At 64.9% G+C, this 18,704-nt stretch carries 22 protein-coding genes; 14 read left to right on the top strand and 8 right to left on the bottom strand.

The window, feature by feature from the left end:
* Window positions 1-69: 69 nt before the first annotated feature.
* The 3 genes from ectB (at window position 70) to thpD (ending at window position 2,783) form a co-directional block, all read left to right on the top strand.
* A complete protein-coding gene (gene ectB / locus OK352_RS03055) occupies window positions 70-1,386 on the top strand; it encodes a diaminobutyrate--2-oxoglutarate transaminase (protein ID WP_265140273.1) in 1,317 nt (438 codons plus the stop codon).
* Window positions 1,383-1,784 carry an ectoine synthase gene (locus OK352_RS03050; RefSeq protein ID WP_265139913.1) on the top strand — a complete coding sequence of 134 codons (402 nt, stop codon included), beginning with the start codon at window positions 1,383-1,385 and terminating at the stop codon, window positions 1,782-1,784. Before ectB ends, OK352_RS03050 begins: the two co-directional genes overlap by 4 nt.
* A gap of 99 nt (window positions 1,785-1,883) precedes the next feature.
* Window positions 1,884-2,783, top strand: coding sequence for an ectoine hydroxylase (gene thpD / locus OK352_RS03045; RefSeq protein WP_265139912.1), 900 nt, complete (start codon window positions 1,884-1,886; stop codon window positions 2,781-2,783).
* A 327-nt stretch (window positions 2,784-3,110) separates the two neighbouring features.
* Here thpD and OK352_RS03040 read toward each other — a convergent pair whose 3' ends face one another.
* Entirely contained in the window at window positions 3,111-3,341 is a 231-nt protein-coding gene (locus OK352_RS03040) for a hypothetical protein (RefSeq protein ID WP_265139911.1), read from the bottom strand.
* Window positions 3,342-3,443: 102 nt separating this feature from the next.
* Here OK352_RS03040 and OK352_RS03035 point away from each other — a divergent pair, with 102 nt between their 5' ends.
* From OK352_RS03035 to OK352_RS03025, 3 genes are all read left to right on the top strand, one after another.
* The gene (locus OK352_RS03035) at window positions 3,444-3,617 is read left to right on the top strand and encodes a hypothetical protein (RefSeq protein WP_306387766.1); all 174 of its coding nucleotides are present in this window, start codon (window positions 3,444-3,446) and stop codon (window positions 3,615-3,617) included.
* A 3-nt stretch (window positions 3,618-3,620) separates the two neighbouring features.
* Entirely contained in the window at window positions 3,621-4,061 is a 441-nt protein-coding gene (locus OK352_RS03030; protein WP_372338074.1) for a GyrI-like domain-containing protein, read from the top strand.
* Window positions 4,062-4,254: 193 nt separating this feature from the next.
* On the top strand, window positions 4,255-5,742 hold the full coding sequence (locus OK352_RS03025; protein WP_265139910.1) for a glyceraldehyde-3-phosphate dehydrogenase: 1,488 nt from the start codon (window positions 4,255-4,257) through the stop codon (window positions 5,740-5,742).
* Window positions 5,743-5,790: 48 nt separating this feature from the next.
* On the opposite strand, the gene OK352_RS03020 is transcribed toward OK352_RS03025, so the two are convergent.
* Window positions 5,791-6,720 carry an NADP-dependent oxidoreductase gene (locus tag OK352_RS03020; protein ID WP_265139909.1) on the bottom strand — a complete coding sequence of 310 codons (930 nt, stop codon included), beginning with the start codon at window positions 6,718-6,720 and terminating at the stop codon, window positions 5,791-5,793.
* A gap of 111 nt (window positions 6,721-6,831) precedes the next feature.
* Here OK352_RS03020 and OK352_RS03015 point away from each other — a divergent pair, with 111 nt between their 5' ends.
* Window positions 6,832-7,401, top strand: a complete 570-nt coding sequence (locus OK352_RS03015) for a TetR/AcrR family transcriptional regulator (protein ID WP_265139908.1) — start codon at window positions 6,832-6,834, stop codon at window positions 7,399-7,401.
* 31 nt (window positions 7,402-7,432) lie between these two features.
* Here OK352_RS03015 and OK352_RS03010 read toward each other — a convergent pair whose 3' ends face one another.
* Window positions 7,433-8,212 carry an SDR family NAD(P)-dependent oxidoreductase gene (locus OK352_RS03010; RefSeq protein ID WP_265139907.1) on the bottom strand — a complete coding sequence of 260 codons (780 nt, stop codon included), beginning with the start codon at window positions 8,210-8,212 and terminating at the stop codon, window positions 7,433-7,435.
* A 74-nt stretch (window positions 8,213-8,286) separates the two neighbouring features.
* Between OK352_RS03010 and OK352_RS03005 the strand changes: the two genes are divergently transcribed.
* The 3 genes from OK352_RS03005 to OK352_RS02995 all read left to right on the top strand — a co-directional run bounded on the left by OK352_RS03005 (window position 8,287) and on the right by OK352_RS02995 (window position 10,839).
* Window positions 8,287-9,225, top strand: a complete 939-nt coding sequence (locus tag OK352_RS03005) for an AraC family transcriptional regulator (protein ID WP_265139906.1) — start codon at window positions 8,287-8,289, stop codon at window positions 9,223-9,225.
* A 20-nt stretch (window positions 9,226-9,245) separates the two neighbouring features.
* Window positions 9,246-9,986: a GNAT family N-acetyltransferase gene (locus OK352_RS03000; protein ID WP_265139905.1), complete on the top strand. Its 741-nt coding sequence runs from the start codon at window positions 9,246-9,248 to the stop codon at window positions 9,984-9,986.
* 112 nt (window positions 9,987-10,098) lie between these two features.
* Window positions 10,099-10,839, top strand: coding sequence for a spermidine synthase family protein (locus tag OK352_RS02995; protein ID WP_265139904.1), 741 nt, complete (start codon window positions 10,099-10,101; stop codon window positions 10,837-10,839).
* Here OK352_RS02995 and OK352_RS02990 read toward each other — a convergent pair.
* Window positions 10,779-11,612 carry a helix-turn-helix transcriptional regulator gene (locus OK352_RS02990; RefSeq protein ID WP_265139903.1) on the bottom strand — a complete coding sequence of 278 codons (834 nt, stop codon included), beginning with the start codon at window positions 11,610-11,612 and terminating at the stop codon, window positions 10,779-10,781. The two genes, OK352_RS02995 and OK352_RS02990, sit on opposite strands and share 61 nt — an antisense overlap.
* Window positions 11,613-11,688: 76 nt before the next feature.
* Between OK352_RS02990 and ilvD the strand changes: the two genes are divergently transcribed.
* Entirely contained in the window at window positions 11,689-13,626 is a 1,938-nt protein-coding gene (gene ilvD, locus OK352_RS02985) for a dihydroxy-acid dehydratase (RefSeq protein ID WP_265139902.1), read from the top strand.
* An 84-nt stretch (window positions 13,627-13,710) separates the two neighbouring features.
* On the opposite strand, the gene OK352_RS02980 is transcribed toward ilvD, so the two are convergent.
* Complete coding sequence (locus OK352_RS02980; protein WP_265139901.1) at window positions 13,711-14,046, bottom strand: winged helix-turn-helix transcriptional regulator; 336 nt, start codon at window positions 14,044-14,046, stop codon at window positions 13,711-13,713.
* A gap of 73 nt (window positions 14,047-14,119) precedes the next feature.
* On the opposite strand from OK352_RS02980, the gene OK352_RS02975 reads away from it, so the two are divergent.
* On the top strand, window positions 14,120-14,770 hold the full coding sequence (locus tag OK352_RS02975; protein ID WP_265139900.1) for an FMN-dependent NADH-azoreductase: 651 nt from the start codon (window positions 14,120-14,122) through the stop codon (window positions 14,768-14,770).
* A 66-nt stretch (window positions 14,771-14,836) separates the two neighbouring features.
* On the opposite strand, the gene OK352_RS02970 is transcribed toward OK352_RS02975, so the two are convergent.
* Window positions 14,837-16,003 (bottom strand): SGNH/GDSL hydrolase family protein, encoded by a 1,167-nt coding sequence (locus OK352_RS02970; RefSeq protein WP_265139899.1) that lies wholly within the window; start codon window positions 16,001-16,003, stop codon window positions 14,837-14,839.
* Window positions 16,000-16,605, bottom strand: a complete 606-nt coding sequence (locus OK352_RS02965; protein WP_265139898.1) for a TetR/AcrR family transcriptional regulator — start codon at window positions 16,603-16,605, stop codon at window positions 16,000-16,002. Before OK352_RS02965 ends, OK352_RS02970 begins: the two co-directional genes overlap by 4 nt.
* A 104-nt stretch (window positions 16,606-16,709) precedes the next feature.
* Between OK352_RS02965 and OK352_RS02960 the strand changes: the two genes are divergently transcribed.
* Window positions 16,710-17,216, top strand: coding sequence for a hypothetical protein (locus tag OK352_RS02960; protein WP_265139897.1), 507 nt, complete (start codon window positions 16,710-16,712; stop codon window positions 17,214-17,216).
* Here OK352_RS02960 and OK352_RS02955 read toward each other — a convergent pair.
* Complete coding sequence (locus OK352_RS02955) at window positions 17,158-18,081, bottom strand: SDR family NAD(P)-dependent oxidoreductase (protein ID WP_265139896.1); 924 nt, start codon at window positions 18,079-18,081, stop codon at window positions 17,158-17,160. The two genes, OK352_RS02960 and OK352_RS02955, sit on opposite strands and share 59 nt — an antisense overlap.
* An 84-nt stretch (window positions 18,082-18,165) precedes the next feature.
* Between OK352_RS02955 and OK352_RS02950 the strand changes: the two genes are divergently transcribed.
* Window positions 18,166-18,702 carry a TetR/AcrR family transcriptional regulator gene (locus OK352_RS02950; protein WP_265139895.1) on the top strand — a complete coding sequence of 179 codons (537 nt, stop codon included), beginning with the start codon at window positions 18,166-18,168 and terminating at the stop codon, window positions 18,700-18,702.
* The last annotated feature ends 2 nt before the right edge of the window (window positions 18,703-18,704 follow it).

The raw sequence follows: 18,704 nt of genomic DNA, 5'->3' as shown, positions 1-18,704 counted from the left end.
TCACCCGTGACGCCTGCGCACGACGTCAATTCAAAGATTCACGGCATCCTCATGAAGGAAGGAATCGTGATGTCCCCCATTTCAGATGACATTATTGCTCTCGAGTCAGAGGTGCGCAGCTATTCGCGCTCGTGGCCCGCTGAGTTCGATCGCGCGGTCGGCAGCCACATGTACGACGTGGACGGCCGCGAGTACATCGACTTCTTCGCCGGCGCCGGTGCGCTCAACTACGGGCACAACAACCCGGTGCTCAAGAAGGTCCTGATCGACTACATCAGCGATGACCGCGTGATGCACTCGCTCGACATGTTCACGAAGTCGCGCCAGGAGTTCATCCAGACGTTCAACGACCTGATCCTGAAGCCGCGCGGGCTCAACTATAAGCTCGCCTTCCCGGGCCCCGGTGGAACGCAGGCGACCGAAGCCGCCCTCAAGCTGGCACGCAAGTACACCGGCCGCGAGTCGGTCATCAGCTTCACGAACGGCTTCCACGGCATGACGCTCGGTGCGCTCTCCGTCACCGGCAACTCCCTCAAGCGCGGCGGCGCGGGCATCCCCCTCGTGCACGCCACTCCCATGCCGTACGACGACTACTTCGACGGCGACTACCCCGACTTCTTCTACCTCGAGCGCCTGCTCACCGACAGCGGCAGCGGCCTGAACAAGCCCGGTGCTGTCATCGTCGAGACGGTCCAGGGCGAGGGCGGCATCAACCCCGCTCGCTACGAGTGGCTGCAGAACCTGTCGAAGCTCTGCAAGGAGCACGACATCCTGCTGATCATCGACGACGTCCAGATGGGATGCGGCCGAACCGGCACGTTCTTCAGCTTCGAAGAGGCGGGCATCGAGCCGGACATGGTGTGCCTGTCGAAGTCGATCTCCGGCTACGGCATCCCCATGGCTCTGACGCTGCTCAAGCCTGAGCTTGACGTCTGGGAGCCCGGTGAGCACAACGGCACATTCCGCGGCATCAGCGCCGGCTTTGCGACGGCGACGGCGGCGATCCGCGAGTACTGGTCCGATGACGCGTTCACCACGTCCATCAAGGACAAGGGTGAGACTGTCGCGAAGCGCTTCCAGTCGATCGTCGACGTGACGCCCGGCATCACGGTTGCCGCGAAGGGCCGTGGGCTCGCGCGCGGCATCGAGATGACGAGCGGCGAGCTCGCGGATGCAGTCTGCGAGGAGGCCTTCAAGAACGGGCTTCTCGTGGAGACCGCCGGCCCGAGCGGTGAGGTCGTGAAGTTGCTTGCGGCCCTGACCATTCCCGAAGATGTTCTTGACGCCGGACTCGACATTCTCGAGAGCGCCGTTGCCACGGTTGCCTCGGGTGAGCTGGCGAGCTCAGCATCCACCATTTCTAAGAGCGAGGAGAGCTTCGCATGATCGTCCGCAGTGTAGAAGATGTCGAGGGCACCGAGTCCGACATCAAGAGCGAGAACTGGCGCAGCAAGCGCATCATCCTCGCAAAGGAAGGCGTGGGATTCTCGGTGCACGAGACCACGCTGTACGCCGGAACCGAGAGCGAGTTCTGGTACGCGAACCACATCGAAGCGGTCTTCATCACGCAGGGTGAAGGCACCATCACCGACAAGGCGACGGGCGAGACCCACGAGCTGAAGCCGGGAACGGTGTACCTGCTGAACGACCACGACAAGCACATTGTGCGCCCGCGCACCGAGATCAAGTGCGTGTGCGTGTTCAACCCGCCGGTGACCGGTCGCGAGATTCACGACGAGAACGGCGTGTATCCGCTCATCGTCGAAGAGCCAACGGGCGCGTAAAGCTCCCAATCACAGCAGCCGAGTCAGCGAAAGCTGGCCCGGCTGCTGTCGTTTGGGTGATCCATGCAAGAACGAACAAAACCGTCAAAGGAGGAGTACGTGACTGCAACCCAGACAGTCCAGACCGATGTTTACCCGACGCGCACAGGTGGTGCCGAGAGGGTGTTCGATCGTGAGGATCCCACGCTCTACGGCACGGCCGACGACGGCCCCATGGATGCTGAGACGCTCAGCGGCTATGACCGCAACGGGTATCTGGCCATCGATGAGCTCATCAGCGCCGACGAGGTCGCCGCGCTGAAGGATGAGCTCAAGCGGCTCTCGGCAGACGAGAGCGTGCGCCGCGACGAGCGCACGATCGTTGAGGCGGCGAGTGACGAGGTTCGCTCGATCTTCGAGATCCACAAGGTCAGCGACGTCTTCGCGAAGATCGCGAACGATCCACGCGTGGTCGGTCGGGCGAAGCAGCTGCTCGGCTCAGACGTCTACATTCACCAGTCGCGCGTGAACTTCAAGCCTGGGTTTGAGGGCAAGGAGTTCATGTGGCACTCGGATTTCGAGACGTGGCATGCCGAAGACGGGCTTCCGCGCATGCGCACCGTGAGCATCTCGATTTCGCTGACCGATAACTACTCGTTCAACGGCCCGCTCATGATCATGCCGGGTTCGCACAAGAAGTACGTGTCGTGCGCGGGTGAGACCCCGGAGGACAACTACAAGAAGTCCCTCATCATGCAGGGGGCAGGCACTCCCGAGAAGGAGACGCTCACCGAGTTCGCCGACACGTACGGCATTGATGTGCTCGAGGGCACGGCAGGCGGCGCGATCATGTTCGACTGCAACTGCATGCACGCATCGAACGGCAACGTGACGCCGTTCGCGCGGTCCAATGTGTTCATCGTGTTCAACAGTGTGGAGAACACCGCCGTCGATCCGTTCTCGACGAGCAGCCCGCGCCCGGAGTTCGCGGGGGCGCGTGATTTCACTCCCGCGGGCTGAATTCGCGTTCACACATTCGGACAATGCTGGCGACGCGCCGTTCGGGGCGCGTCGCCAGCGGCGTTTCGGCAAGAAGTTCCGAACGCCTGAACGCCTCGGCGCCCCGAACTGGTGTGGCTCAGCGCTGCGCTGGCTGGGGGCCAGCGCACAGTCTTCAGCGGGCAACGGTGTCAGGCAGTGATGCCGTGGTCGGCCCCGGTCACGGTGTGCGCTGGTCGCGGCGTGACCCAGCAGGTGTGATGTTCAGTTGCGGCGGCGTTTGGTGCGGCTTCGCTCTGTCGCCCATCAGCTCTCGTCTGGCCGAGGGCTCGTCGGTGCACGCCGCCGTCAGTCTTCGTCCTCATCATTGTCTTCATCTCGCAGGCGAATGACCGCGATCGCGTAGCCGATTGTCGCCCCTGCGCCGATGAGCGTCAGACCGCCAACGATTCCGAGTCCTGCTCGAACGAGAAGCGGGAGGTCTGTGGTGACAATGATCACAGCAAGCGCGATGGTGACGAGGGTGAGTGCCACGCCCAGTAGAGCGAAGCGCGTTGCTGTACGACCCGACTGTGTCATTGCGTACAGCGTAACCTTTCAGTGGATAGCGCAATCAAGCTCCCGGTGCGTCGCCGCATGCACGGGCGCGGCACGAGCGAGACGATGTGAACAAGGATGCCGATGCAGAACGAGGACATCAAGAAGAAGTACCCCGTGCTCTATGCGCCGAAGCCCGGAGTCTTCTCACTCGTGGACGTGCCGACCTTGTCTTACCTCATGGTCGACGGGCACGGCGACCCAAACACGACGAGCGCGTATACGGATGCCGTCGTCGCGCTGTTCTCACTGTCATAAGGCATCCGGGCTCGCGCGAAGCAGAACCTCGGGAGGGTGCACACGGTGGCTCCGCTCGAGGGACTGTGGTCGGCTGACGACTGGGCGGCGTTCACCGAGCGTCGCAAGGCCGACTGGGACTGGACGATGATGATCGCGCAGCCAGACTGGATCGATGACGAGATGGTGGCCGAAGCGAACGAGCAGGTGCGACGAAAGAAGAACCCGGCAGCACTCGATCGTGTGCGCTGGGCGCAGCATCCTGGTCACCGTGCTGCGCAGGTGCTGCACGTCGGGCCCTACGATGCCGAAGGCCCCCTGATCGCTGAGATGCACGATACAGTCATTCCGGATGCCGGCTACGCGCTGATGGGCAGGCACCACGAGATCTATCTCTCTGATCCCCGCAAGACGGCGCCTGAGAAGCTGCGCACGATTCTGCGTCAGCCGGTGCGGCCGGTCTGAGCGCACCCTGCCCGAGCACTGCTGCCGAGTCGGTAAGCACCGCGACTTCGGCCCGATGTGCTCCCAGCCTTCTGCGGGTACGCGCTTGGTAAACTAAGGCCACGCCCCGTTTCTCCACGCCATTCGGCGTGCCCAAAATTCATGACAACGCTGTCTGCTCACGAGGCAGTCAGGCAGAAGGAGCGCACGCGCTGTGAACAGCACCGCAGAAGCCCACCGCACGCACTGGATCGCACGGGAAGAGCAGGCCGAGCGCCTCATCCCGCTGGTCGGCGGCCTCTATCGCAACCACGGAGTCGTGACGTCGATTCACGGGCGGCGGCTCATCGGTCTCTCGACGATTGACCTCATCAAGGCGCACAAGTTCGCCAGGCAGGCGGGGGCGCAGACTATGTCGATGGATGCCTCGACAGCTGTGCTCGAGGCACTCACCGAGCTGAAGCCGGGGCCGGCGTCGCTCGACATCGCGCGGTTGCATCAGGCCTACCGTGATCGCGGTGAGGGGCTGAGCCTTCATGAGTTTCTGCGAGACGAGCTTGCGGACAGCACCGAGGCGGGGTCAGCCCCGGTCGAGCCGCGGGACGTCGTGCTGTATGGCTTCGGCCGCATCGGCAGACTTGTTGCTCGCCTGCTGATCGCTCACGATGGCGGCGATGCTGGTCTGCGGCTGCGCGCGATCGTGGTGCGCAAGGGGAGCGACGACGACCTCATGAAGCGCGCAAGCCTTCTGCGGCGGGATTCAGTGCACGGCCCTTTCGCCGGAACTCTGACCGTCGATGACGAGAACGACACGATTCTCGCGAACGGCACACTGATTCAGGTGATCTACTCGAACGACCCGGCGAGCATCGATTACACCGAGTACGGCATCGACGACGCGATCGTCGTAGACAACACGGGGCGCTGGCGCGACCGGGCCGGGCTTGAACAGCATCTGCACTCGACGGGCGTGGGGCGTGTGCTGCTCACGGCTCCGGGCAAGGGCGACGTGAAGAACATTGTGTACGGCATCAATCACGACGAGATCGCTGACGGCGACAGCATCCTCTCGGCCGCCTCGTGTACGACGAACGCCATCACGCCGGTGCTCGCGGCAATCGACGAGGCGTATGGCGTCGTGCGCGGCCATGTCGAGACCGTGCACTCGTATACGAACGACCAGAACCTGATCGACAACTTCCACAACGGGGAGCGACGCGGGCGATCTGCGGCGCTCAACATGGTGATCACCGAGACCGGCGCGGCCAAGGCCGTGGCCAAGGCGCTTCCGCAGCTGGCAGGCAAGCTGACGGGGAGTTCGATCCGTGTTCCGACGCCGGACGTGTCGCTCGCAATTCTGAACCTGGCCCTCACAGCCGCTGCGGATCGCGATGAGCTCAACGCTTACCTGCGCGCGGTGTCTCTGCACTCGAAGTTGCGGCAGCAGGTTGACTACATCGAATCGCCCGAGATCGTATCGACGGACTTCGTGGGCTCGCACCGGGCGGGCATTGTCGACGGGCTGGCGACGATTGCCGACGCGGAGAACGTGGTGCTCTACGTCTGGTACGACAACGAGTTCGGTTACAGCTGCCAGGTGCTGCGCGTCATCGAGGAGATGGCGGGAACGCATCCGGCAGTGATCCCGCCGCGCGAGAAGGTCACGCTCGCCTCGATGCGCGAACTCGGTGCTGGCCTGTGACGGGCTGCTTCTGACAGTCGTCGTCGACGCACATGCGCTTGCGAGAGGTCAGGGAACGACGACGATCTTGCCGTGAGCGTGACGGCCCGCCTGCAGCTGCACAGCGTCGCGAATCTGCTCGAGTGGGAACGTGGCGGCAATGGGCACGGCAATGTCTCCGGCACTGACGGCGTGCACAATCTTCTCGAGTGCACCGGGGGCTGCCTCTGAACCAGTCGACCAGCGGATGCCGTCGGGCACTGCCCCGCCCGCGGCGATCCACGTGATGCGCTGTTTCGCCACACCGAGCTCGAGCGCGGCCTCGACAGTCTCTGTGCCGAACAGGTCGGCTGCCGCCGTGACGCCTTCGGGCGCGAGGGCTCTGACTCGGTCGGCCAGACCGGGGCCGTACGTGACCGGCTCAGCGCCGAGTGAGCGCAGAAAATCGAACGTTCCCTCTGAGCCCGTGCCGATCACGCGTGCCCCGGCGAGCGTGGCCAACTGGACGGTGAGCACTCCGACGCCTCCCGCCGCGCCGCCGATGAGCATAGTGTCGCCCGGGCCCACACCGATCGTGTCGAGAGCGGCGGCAGCGGTCAGCCCTGGCGTCGCCAGCGCGGCACCGATCTCGTCGCTGACGTCGTCGGGAAGGTGGTGAAGCTCGTAGAGGGCAGAGGGTTCCGTCGAGACGATGGCATAGTCTGCCACCGCCTTGGCGATCGCCCCGCCGAAGACTCGATCGCCTGGGGAGAACCGCTCACTTCCCTCTCCGACTTCGTCGACGACCCCAGCGAAGTCAGAGCCGAACCCTGCCGGGAGGCTGACGCCCCACATCTCTGCCGCCTCTGCCTGCGCAGCAATGATCCAGTCCATCGGGTTGAGGCCGGCCGCGGTGACGCGGATGCGAACCTCGCCCGGCCCCGGGTGAGGTTCGGTGACCTCCGTCACGTTCAGAACCTCTGGTCCGCCAAACTCTTCGTACATAACGGCTCGACTCATATCGACCTCCGATTAATGTGATGGGACTAAGTCTTATCACTGTACACCCGTGATGGGACTAAGTGCCATCACGTCGCCACTTGATGCAACGTGGTCCGATAAACTCGTCGCATGCCTCGTTGGAAGCCCGATGCCCGTGTGCGGCTTATCGCGGCAGCCGTCGAGCTGTTCGCCGAGAACGGTTACGAGAACACGACGGTGATCGAAATCGCCGAACGCGCGGGGCTGACCAAGAGCACCTTCTTTCGGCATTTTCCCGACAAGCGAGAGGTTCTGTTCGGAGGTGGCGAGGTGGCCGCTCTGCTCGAGCGGGCGATCGAGGATCTTCCCGCTGAGCTGACACCACGCGAGGTGATCGCCGCTGCGCTCGATGCGGTGGGCAGCCAGACGTTCACTCCCGAGACCCGTGAGTTCTCTGCGCGTCGCCGCGCGGTGATCGCAGACAACCCGGAGTTGCAAGAACGCGAGGCGCTTAAGGGTCTCTCGATCACTGCAGCACTGACCGACGGTCTCGTTCGTCGCGGGGTGCCTGAGCTGGCCGCCCGGATTGCCGCTGAGTTCGGTGCCCTCGCCATGGACATCGCCTACGAGCGGTGGTCGGGTCGAGGGTGCGGCGACGATTTCGGGGTCGTGGCGCGGCGCGCGCTTGACGAGGTCTATGAGGCAAGCACACAGAGTTGACGCCGGGGCTCTCGCGCGATCATGCGTCGTATCACCAGGCCACGACGCCCTCGTCGCTGGTGAATGTGCCGGTCGGGCCGTCCGTTCCGCGCATGGCTACCTCGACGATATGGGCGGCACCCTGCTCGACGGACTTGGTTCCCTGAAAGTCGTTGAGCGCGGTGGCTGTCATGCCAGGGTCGACAATGTTCACGGGGATGCCCTCTGGCTCAAGCGCCGTCGCGAACGCGAGGGTCACCGCGTGAAGCGCTGACTTCGATACGGAATAGAGCCCGAACATGCGCCGGTGCGGATTCGACGTGTCGGCGTTCTCGTTCAACGAACCGCCCCCGCTGCCGACGGTGACGATGCGCGAGCCCTCGGTGGAGCGGAGGAGCGGAAGCAGCGCCTGCGTCAGAGCGATGACTCCGAACACGTTGATTTCGTACATCTGCCTCACAACGTCCAGAGGGGCGACGGTGAGAAGGCCGGAGCTCGCGCGGACGTCGAGCGGAGTGTTCTGATCGCCGAGGAACGAGACGCCAGCGTTGTTCACCAGGATGTCGAGACGCCCGAACTCGGTGTGGATCCTCGAGGCGGCTGCCGCCACGGAATCGGCGTCAGAGACATCCAGCTGGATGGCGACAGCATCCTCGCCGATCTGGGCGGCGGCCTCACGGCCTCGCTCAAGATTGCGTGAGCCGATGAGCACGGTGATTCCGCGCGCGGCGAGATCGCTCGCCACCTGGAAGCCGATTCCGCGGTTGGCACCGCTGACGAGAGCGATGGGACGCGTGGCTGTGGGGTTCTGAGTGGAATTCGTTTGAGTCATGTCTTTCAGTATTGTGCGCCGAGAGTGTATGGGGAATAACGAAGCGTTCGTAATCTATGCTCTATAGTTCAAGAATGAGCGCTGATCGGCTGACCGAAATTCTGAACGTCATCTCCGTTCGCGGCGTCGTCTCTGGCGGTGCCGCGGTGACGGGGCGGTGGCGCGCGCACGGGAATGTCGCGGAGCAGCTGAAGTTCTGCGCCGTCGCGCGCGGTGAAGCACTGCTGATGACGGACGGCATCGACGAGCCGATCAAGCTCGTTGCAGGGGAGGTCGCCGTGCTCAATGCGCGGACGTGGCTCGAACTGCGAGGCGGCTCCGGCGACGGCCCCGTCGTCGAGGTTGAGCAGCCGTCGAACGGAACGATCGTGAGGCGTGACGGAGCGGATCCCGAGCGCGCCGACGTGTTCATCGGCGGTCGCATCGACCTGAACGTCGAGGGCAGCGAGGTGCTCGCCGGTGCGCTTCCTCCTGTCGCCCATGTGCGCTCCGCGTCGCCCCAAGCGGGGAGGATTCGTGGCCATGTAAATCAGCTCTTCGCAGAGATCGTCGAGGATCGACCTGGTGCAGAGTTCGCCGTACGCCAATACAGTCAGCTGCTTCTCCTCGACGTCCTTCGCACATTCTCGGGCAGCACGGACATGCCGCCCGGCTGGCTGAGGCTGCTCGGTGACGAACGCCTGCGACCGGCGCTTGACCTGATGCACGAGCATCCTGAGGTGTCGTGGAGCCTCGATGACCTCGCCCGCTCCGCTGCCATGTCGCGCACGGGGTTCGCTGTGCGCTTTCGCGAAGTGGCGGGAACGCCTCCGCTCACCTATTTGGTGAGATGGCGGATGCTGTTGGCACAGCGTGAGCTGCGGGCACCGGAGTCCCGCATGCGCCCCATCGCCTCCAAACTCGGGTACTCGTCAGAGAGCGCGTTCAGTACGGCGTTCAAGCGGCTCCTGGGGGAGTCACCGCAGAACTATCGCAGCCGGGTGCTGCACGATGGTTCAGCCGAGGGAGCGTAGCGCGCCCTACGATGGGCGTCATGGCATTGACGATCTCTGTGCTCGCCGAGCGCCCCGACCTTCTGGATGATTTCCTCGCGATGGAGAGTCCCTGGCCGACCTTCATGCGCCAGGACCCCATCGGAGCGCTGTACTACAACACTCCGACGCTGACTCGTTTTGCCGAGCATATTCTTGTCTGTCAGGACGACGACGGACAGATTGTGGCGAAGGCGTTTTCCATTCCGTTCCGGTGCGAGAGCGATGAGCTCCCTGACGATGGATGGGATGGCGCGATCCGTCGCGGCGTGCAGACGAGCGTGGACGGCGAGGAGCCGAACACGGTGGCGGCGCTCGAGATCGTCATCGCGCCGTCGATGCAGGGGCGCGGACTCTCGGGCCAGATCGTGGAGGCTCTGCGCGACAACGCGAAGCGGCACGGGTTCCGAGAGCTGGTCGTTCCGGTGCGGCCCAATGCCAAGCAGGATCCACGTGAACCGATGTCGTCGTATGCGTTCCGCACGCGAGACGATGGGCTGCCCGTCGATCCGTGGCTTCGCGTCCACGTGCGAGCGGGCGGGCGCATCGACAAGGTGGCTCCGCGCGCCATGGTGATTCCGGGCACGCTCGACGAATGGCGTGACTGGACGGGCCTGCCCTTTGATCGGTCGGGGCTCGTTGAGGTGCCGCAAGCGCTCACCCTGGTGCACTGTGACGTCGACAACGGCACGGCCGTCTATATCGAGCCCAATGTGTGGGTACGTCACAGTACCGGTGCGTAGGACGCGGCGCGGTCGCCAACCGTGCGCGGAGCGACCCGCGGCCCTGGCGTGAGGCCCGGCGCTCGCGGCGCGGCGCCTGACCTGTAGGGTGAACAGCGACGAAGGGGTGGCAGTGATTATTCGGTTCGAGGAGCTTGACTGGCAGCCCACCGTGATGGGGGATCTCACCCTGCGACGGCGCATGGAGCCCGTGGTGGGCCAGGAGATCTACGAGGTCAAACTCGGCGAGGAATTCCTCATGTCGAGCCTCTTCACCGTTGCCGAAGAGGAGCTCGCCGAGCGTGGCCTTGCCGCGGTCGAGGGAGAAGAGCTCACCGTTCTGGTCGGCGGCCTCGGCCTCGGATACACAGCAGTCACGGCGCTTCGCGATGAGCGCGTCCGCGCCCTGACGGTCGTCGACCGGCTGCCCGCGGTGATCGACTGGCACAAGCGGATGCTGCTGCCGGTGTCGGCCGAGCTCGTGGCAGATGCGCGCACGAGCCTCGTCGAAGACGACTTCTTCGCGCTGATGCGCGCAGAGCCCGCGGCGGATGAACGCTATTCGGCCATTCTGCTGGACATCGATCATTCACCACGTCACCGACTGGATTCGGGCAACGACGACTTTTACCGGTCAGAGGGGCTGCGTGCGCTCGATCGGCATCTTGCGCCGGGCGGCGTCTTCGCGCTGTGGTCGGATGATCCGCCCGATGACGAGTTCATGGTCGAGCTGAGAGCGGTCTTTGACGAGGCGACGGCGCACGTCGTCGAGTTCGACAATCCGGTGACCGGTGGGGTGTCCTCCAACACGGTCTACGTCGCCCGCAGCCGCGCGAGGCGCTCCGCAGCATCCGTGTCTGGCATGGGCGTGTAGACGACCACGTGGATCTCCGGATGGTCATCCATCGCCAGCTGGTGGTGCTCAAGGTGCAGCAGGCCGACATCTGGATGCTGAAACAGCCGCTCTCGTGAGGCGAAGCGCTGCACGTCACGGCTGTCCCAGCCCTCGCGGAACTCCGCGCTCGCCTGCCGCAACCGCTCGACGAGCATGCCGTGCGCGGGGTCGCCGAGTCGCGGACCCGTCTCGGCACGGAATTCGCTGAGGAAGCGACGGCTCGTGCCGTCCCAGTCCGGCAGCAGTGCGCGCACATACGGGTCGGTGAACACCAGCCAGAGGAGGTTGCGGTCGGCATCGTCGACGGTGGCGATGCCGGGGAACAGCCGTTGGTAGGTGGTGTTCCACGCCAGCACACTCCAGTCGGGCGCGAGGGCGAACGCGGGGTCGGCCCACGAGTCGAGCAGCCGCTGCAGACTCGCAGGCGCCTCGGGCACCGGGGGAGCGTGCGCGGGAAGCGGGTTCGAATAGCCGAGCAGCGCGAGCACGTAGGTATGCGCTGACGAGTCGAGGCGCAGCGTGCGTGCGACAGCATCCACCACCTGCCGTGACGGATTGATGTCTCGCCCCTGCTCAAGCCAGGTGTACCAGGTGCCGCTGACGCCGGAGAGGTACGAGACCTCTTCGCGGCGCAGGCCGAGATCGCCTCCACGGGTCCGCGGCGGCAGGCCCACGGCGCTGCGCGACAGCTGATTGCGTCGCGCGCGCAAGAATGCACCGAGCTCGCGGCGTCTTTCCGCATCGTTGACCATTGCTCAATACTAGTAGTGTCAGTACTAGTGCCAACGGCAACTTCCGCGCGGCGGCATCCGCGGCCAACATGGTCTCATGCCACACCTGCGTTCACGAACAGTCACCAACGGGCGAAACATGGCCGGGGCCCGCGCACTGCTGCGCGCTGCCGGCGTGAAGGGAAGCGATTTCGGCAAGCCGATCGTCGCCGTCGCGAACAGCTTCACCGAGTTCGTTCCCGGGCACACGCACCTGCAGCCGGTCGGGCGCATCGTGTCGCAGGCGATCAACGACGCGGGCGGCATCGCACGCGAGTTCAACTCGATCGCTGTGGACGACGGCATCGCCATGGGTCACTCGGGCATGCTCTACTCGCTGCCCAGCCGCGATCTCATCGCCGACTCGGTCGAGTACATGGTCAACGCGCACTGCGCCGACGCGCTCGTGTGTATCTCGAACTGCGACAAGATCACCCCGGGGATGCTGATGGCCGCGCTGCGCCTCAACATTCCGACTGTCTTCGTCTCGGGTGGCCCCATGGAGTCGGGCCGCGCGACGCTCGTCGACGGATCGGTGCGCTCGCTCGACCTCGTCGATGCGATTTCGGATGCCGTCAACGAGAACATCTCGGATGCCGACATGCTGCGCATCGAAGAGAGCGCGTGCCCCACATGCGGTTCGTGCTCGGGAATGTTCACCGCGAACTCGATGAACTGCCTCACCGAGGCCATGGGCCTCTCGCTGCCAGGCAACGGGTCGGTGCTGGCCACGCACACGGCGCGCAAGGCACTGTACGAGAACGCCGGCAAGACGGTCGTCGACATCGCGACGCGCTACTACGACGGCGACGACGAGTCGGTGCTGCCGCGTGCCATAGCAACCCCCGAAGCCTTCGAGAACGCCATGTCGCTCGACATCGCCATGGGCGGGTCGACAAACACGATCCTGCACCTGTTGGCGGCGGCGCACGAGGCGGGAGTTGAGTTCGGTCTCGACCAGATCGATGCGGTGTCGCGGCGCGTGCCGTGTCTGGCGAAGGTGGCGCCCAACGTTGCGAACGGCCGCACCTATTACATGGAAGACGTGCACCGCGCGGGCGGAATCCCGGCGATCCTCGGCGAGCTGCGCCGCGGCGGGCTCCTCAACGAGAACGTGCACAGCGTGCACTCTCCCTCGTTGGCCGAGTGGCTGGATGCGTGGGATGTGCGTGGTGGCGCAGCATCCGATGGGGCCGGCCTGACACAGGAGGCGCTTGACCTCTGGTACGCGGCGCCGGGCGGAAAGCGCTCGTCGACGGCGTTCAGCCAGTCGGAGCGCTGGGCCGATCTTGACACGGATGCGCTCGAGGGCTGCATCCACGACATCGAGCACGCGTATTCGGCCGACGGTGGGCTCGCTGTTCTGCGCGGCAATCTCGCTGTGAACGGGGCTGTTGTGAAGACGGCGGGGGTCGACGAGTCGATTTGGACGTTCTCTGGCCCCGCCGTGGTGTGCGAGTCGCAGGACGAGGCCGTGCAGAAGATCCTCGCGAAAGAGGTGGGCGCCGGCGACGTGGTTGTGATTCGCTACGAGGGCCCCAAGGGTGGGCCCGGCATGCAGGAGATGCTGTATCCGACGTCGTTCCTGAAGGGCCGCGGGCTCGGCAAGCAGTGTGCGCTCATCACCGATGGACGTTTCTCGGGCGGAACATCGGGGCTCTCGATCGGGCACATCTCGCCCGAGGCAGCATCCGGTGGTCTCATTGCGCTTGTCGAAGACGGCGACACGATCTCGATCGACATTCCGAACCGGGCGATGTCGCTCGATGTCTCTGATGACGTTCTTGCCGAGCGCCGCCGTGCACTGCTGGCCACTGGCGGATTCGCGCCCCGTGATCGCGAGCGCGTCGTCTCGCCGGCGCTGCGTGCCTATGCCGCGATGGCGCTGTCTGCCGACAAGGGTGCTGTGCGTGACGTCGACAAGGTCGAGCGGGCCCTGCGTCTCATGGAAGCGCAGGAGGCGCTTGGTGCGGAGTCGACAGTCACGCCGGCATGAGAGCTGTCGCCGGTGTTGCTGGCACTGGCTTCTTTGGGAGCGAGGGCGCTCGGTGGTCCGGCCGCCGCGCCGCAGTCGAGCCGCTCAGCGGTGCGGTCGCAGATTGCGCATCGCCCAGTCGCCGAGTGATTCGATGATCGGCACGATCTCCATGCCCGCGTCTGTGAGCTGATAGCTGACCGATATCGGCGGGCCCTTTGAGACATTCCGGCTCACGACTCCGGCCCCGACGAGCTGAGCAAGGCGATCCGAGAGCACGGTGTCACTGATGCCGCTGACGGCTGTGCGCAACCCGACGAACGATGAGCTGCCTTGGCCGAGCACGGCGAGGATCATGCCGTTCCAGCGCTTGCCCAGCACAGAGAAGGCAAGCGTGATCGCGGCGTCGCACATGCGGGTCTCGGATTCGGCGTCGATCATGCACCCCATCTTACGTGCTATTGTTTTCCAAGTCACTTTGTTTTTCTTAGTTCAGAGGAGTTGGAAACTAATTATGACGCTGTTTCGCCTTGACGCCAGCATCATGCCCGCCGCATCCCAGAGCAGAGCTCTGGCCGACCTGGTCGAAGCGGAGTGGTCTGCGGAGCACCCCGACTCGGTTGTGACGCGTCGCGATATCGGCAGCGAACCGCTGCCCGCCACCCTATGGCGTGATGTTGTGACCAGCGGGTTCATTCCCGAGGGCGAGCGCGGCCCGGCGCACAACGACGCACTGGCCCGTTCGGCCGAACTCGCTGACGAACTGATTAGCGCGGATGCCCTGCTGCTGGCGATTCCGCTCTATAACTGGGGAGTCGCCGCTCATGTGAAGAGCTGGTACGACGTCACCTATGCAGACCCGCGCATCGCCGGGGGAGCGCTGAAGGGCAAGCCTGCCGTGCTCACGACGGTGCTCGGAGGCAACTACAACCCCGGCACGCCCAAGGAGGGCTGGGACCACTCCACGCCGTGGCTCGAGCGCGTCTTCCGCGATGTCTGGGGTGCCGATCTGCGTGTTGTACACCGGCCGTTCACTCTCGTCGGCGTCAACCCGGCGATGGATCAGTTCGCCGACCAGGCTGCAGAGATCAAGGCCGGCGCCGAGCAGCTGGCGATCGAGCACGGTCGCGCCATCGCCGCTCAACGGCACGCCCTCGTCGGCTGACGGCGACGAGAAATGACCCGACTGCCGCCCCTGAATCTCATTGGCCAGCGGCAGTCGGGTCAGCGCTCAGTTCGGCCATCCCAGGGTCGCGAATCTCTCGCCGATGAGGCGGTGTGTCGCGGCATCCGGATGCAGATTATCGAGCAGAGGATGCTCGTCAGAATCCTCGAGTCCATACAGATCGAGACCGTTGATGTAGCGCAGGTTCGGGTCGTCGATGGAGCGCTCGGCGACGATCGAGGCCAGCGTCTCTCGGATCACGGTGAGCGTGAGTTTGCCGGCCGCAACCTCGGCTGGGTCGCCGAGGGCGCGGTACTGCATGTCGCCGCTGGCAAGCGCCTCGAGGTCAAAGCTGATGGGCCCTGGCGTGTTCTCCTGGATCGGCGCGGCGACAGACGAGACGACGAGCAGCGGAGTCGAGGGGTGACCGTCGCGGATCGTGTCGAGGAACCCGTGCACTGCAGCCCTGAAGGCGCGCATTCGCATCAGATCGGCATTCGCGATGTTGATGCCGAGCTTCACGCTGATGAGGTCTGCAGGGGCGTCCCTGATCGTGCGGGCGATGAACGGGTCGAGCAGCGCGCTGCCGCCGAGCCCGAGGTTCACGAGGTTGAGGTCGAGGGCCTGCGCCGCGATCACCGGCCAGATCCCCGTCGGGTGCGTCGCGTTCGACCCGTGGCTGATCGAGCTGCCGTGATGCAGCCAGACCGGTCGCTCGTCTGTCACTGCTCGCACTGGGGAGTTCGTGTGCAGAGCGACGAGGTCGACAGTCTCGTTGTGCGGAAGCCAGATCTCGACGCGCTTCTCGCCCTTGGTCAGCCCCTCGAACCGGATGCGCTCGGGCGTGCTCTCGTCAACACTGCGCTCGCCCGTCTGCATATCGATTGTGACGACCGTCGCCCATGTCAGCGATGCGCTGGCCGTGAGGGCACCGTTGACCGTGAGATCGAAGATGCCGTGCGGGCGTGCTGGTACGCCCCGATAGCCGAATCGAGTGGCGCTCGCCTCGAGCGTGATGTTCGTCGCCACGGTGTCGAACACCAGTCGCACGCCCGAAGGCTGCGCTTCGACCATGTAGAGCTGAGGGTCCGCCGCCTGGCGTCGTGCCCACGCGGGCAGGCGGTGCGGTCGCAGCCCGTGCGTGCCGGGCTCCAGTGCGTGCGCGCCGTGCACGAGTGGAGCGGCGATCGGCGTTGAGATCGGTGCGGTGGTGGTGTGATCTGCTGTTGTCATGCTGGGTTTTCGTTGTGTGAGGCGTTCAATGTGTGCGAGGGTTCCGGCCAGTGCCGCAGCATCGCGTCGAGCGCATCGATGGTGCGCTGCCAACTAACGTCGCTGCCCGGGGAGCTGTGGCTGAATGAGCCGCTCTGCTCAAGTGAGATGAAGCCGTGAAATGTGGCGCCCAGCACACGTGTGGCATGCGGCCGCTCCGCCTCGGGCAGCTGGTACTCGCGCAGCACGGCACCGGTGAGGTCGGTGTTTCGCGGCCCGCCTCCGGTCGCCGCCGACGTGTGGTCGAGTGGAATGCGTGTTGCGGCATAGCGGCCAGGATGCGCTCGCGCATAGTCACGGTAGGTGTTGCCGAGTGCCGCGAGCGCGTTCTTTCCCGCTCGCCCAGCGAGTGCTTCTGCGGCGTGGTCGGCCAACTCGTCAAGTGAGCTCAGGGCCATCCGCGTCTTCAGATCGTTGAGGTCGCGAACGTGAGCGTAGAGGCTCGCCGTCTTGACTCCCGCGTACTGTGCGACGCCTGTCATCGTGACGTTCTGTAGCCCCGAGGCGTCTGCGAGCTCGAGAGCGGTATCAACCACTCGTTCGGGCGTGAGTCCGATGCGCATGAGGATACCTTCACTTCATTGGCATTTACCTAATCATATTAGGCTAGCGGGTCGTCGGCAACGCGTGAGCATGAACTGTCAGCAGCTCCACGCATACTTGAGGCATGTGGCGGCCCCTGCGAATCGTGACTATGGTGCTCGGCGCGATGATCGGCGGAGCTGTGGCGGCAGGTCTGTATGTGCTTGTCGGCACGCTCATCGAAAGCATGATGCTGCATGCCGAGCTGGTGCCCGACATCGCGATCATCTACGGACTGATCGGCTCTGCCGCCGGCGCAATCATCGGGCTTGTGGCGGGGGTAGCCGCGGCACTCGTCGTCGGTCCGCTGCGTCACTCGCCTCGCTCGCGTGCGCGTATCGGGTGGGCGACGGTCGCCGCCGCAGTCGCAGGAACGGCCGTGCTCGCGTGGATGTTCGGTGCCATGAGCTCGATCGAGCACAACGTGGCGCTGATCGGCGCCGGTGCACTTCTCGTCATCGTGCTCGCGTCGATCGGGCTGACGCTGTGCGAGCGCAGGCAGCGCGCCCGAGTCACGCGGTCCCGTGCCCGCGTCACACGAGCGCGTGCACCCCAGAGAGCCGTTCGAGCTGGTCCCACACGCGGGCGCTGAGATCTCCCTCGGGCCGAGCCGTCCGTTCCAGCGGCTCGAGCAAAACCGGAAGCCCGCGGATGCCTTCTTCAGGGCCGTAGTACTCGCCGCCGGCTGCCGCGGGGTCGGTGAGCGCGCGCACGGCCGACCATGCGGCAGCATCCTTTCCCTGCGCCCATGGCGTATAGGGGTTGCGCTGGTAGTGGGTCGTCGCATCTCGAATGCCGGGGCGGATCGGCGTCTTCGCGTCCACACCAACCCCGGGGTGCGTGACCAGCGACGACACGGGGAGCCCGGCAGCGCGCAGTCGGCGATCGAGCTCGAACGCGAACACTTCTGTCGCGGTTTTCGCCTGGGTATAGGCGGCGATCGACGGCCAGGGTGCGCGCGTGAGGTCATCAACCGACAGGCGGACGCGACGCACGAAACCGGTTGATGTGTGCACGATGCGAGCATTCTGCCCGTCCGGCGCGTCAGCAAGCGTGGGCAGAAGTCGGGCGATGAGGGCAAAGTTCCCGATGGCGTGGCTGGCCATCATGACCGGAAGCCCGTCAACCGTCTTCTCTCCTCGCGTGGCGGTCATCACGCCAGCGTTGAGCAGGATGCCGTCGAGACGAGGCAGCGCCGCCAGCGCATCCGCGGCGTTCGCGATCGAGTCCAGCGATGTGAGGTCGACGGCGACGGAATCCAGGTGGGCATCGGGGACGCGAGAGTGAATGGATGCTGTTGCCGTGCCGAGCTTCTTTGCGGACCGCGAGGCGAGAACGACGTGGGCTCCGGCCTCGGCCAGCTGCTCGGCGGCGAAGTAGCCGATGCCGGCGGTCGCGCCGGTGATGGCGATGGTGCGACCGGTCTGGTCGGGGATGCGTTCGGGGTTCCAGGGCATGACGCCTCCTCGTGAAGCGGATGAAGTATCCGTTTAACGTAACACAAACTGGATACTTCATCCGCTTATCTGTACGCTTGGGGCATGGCCGCACTTCGATCGGATGCTGCACGCAGCAGGGAGCGCATTCTCGATGTAGCTCGCCGTGAGGATCCGTCTGATCTTCGTTTCAATCACATCGCGCGCGAAGCCGGCGTCGGGGTCGGAACGGTCTACCGACACTTCCCCACTGCGCATGCGCTCACCGAGGCGCTCGCGGCGGAGACGCTGAGTGCGATGGTGACGATCAGCCGCGACGCTGCAGCCGAGTCGGATGACGCGACGGCTCTGCGGGCATTCGTGGGCGCCGCTCTCCAGCTTCAGCTTGAGAACGGCGGTCTGCAGGCTGTGCTCCTCTCGCCCGACGATGAAGATTCGTCTGTGCGCGAGATGAAGCGCGAGATCTTTGCGACGTTCACGACGGTTCTCGATCGTGCGAGGCGGAGTGGTGTGGTGCGACCAGACTTGTCGGTCGAGCAGATCGAGCACCTCATCTGCGGCATGGAGCACGCCGTGCGCCTGGGGTCGCCCGAGCATCGCGGCACGTTTCTCGATGTGCTGATGGCTGGGCTGCGCGCCTAAAA

The organism is Microbacterium sp. MPKO10, assembly GCF_026107415.2.
Taxonomy (GTDB): domain Bacteria; phylum Actinomycetota; class Actinomycetes; order Actinomycetales; family Microbacteriaceae; genus Paramicrobacterium.
This window is presented reverse-complemented; position numbering and strand designations above follow the sequence as displayed.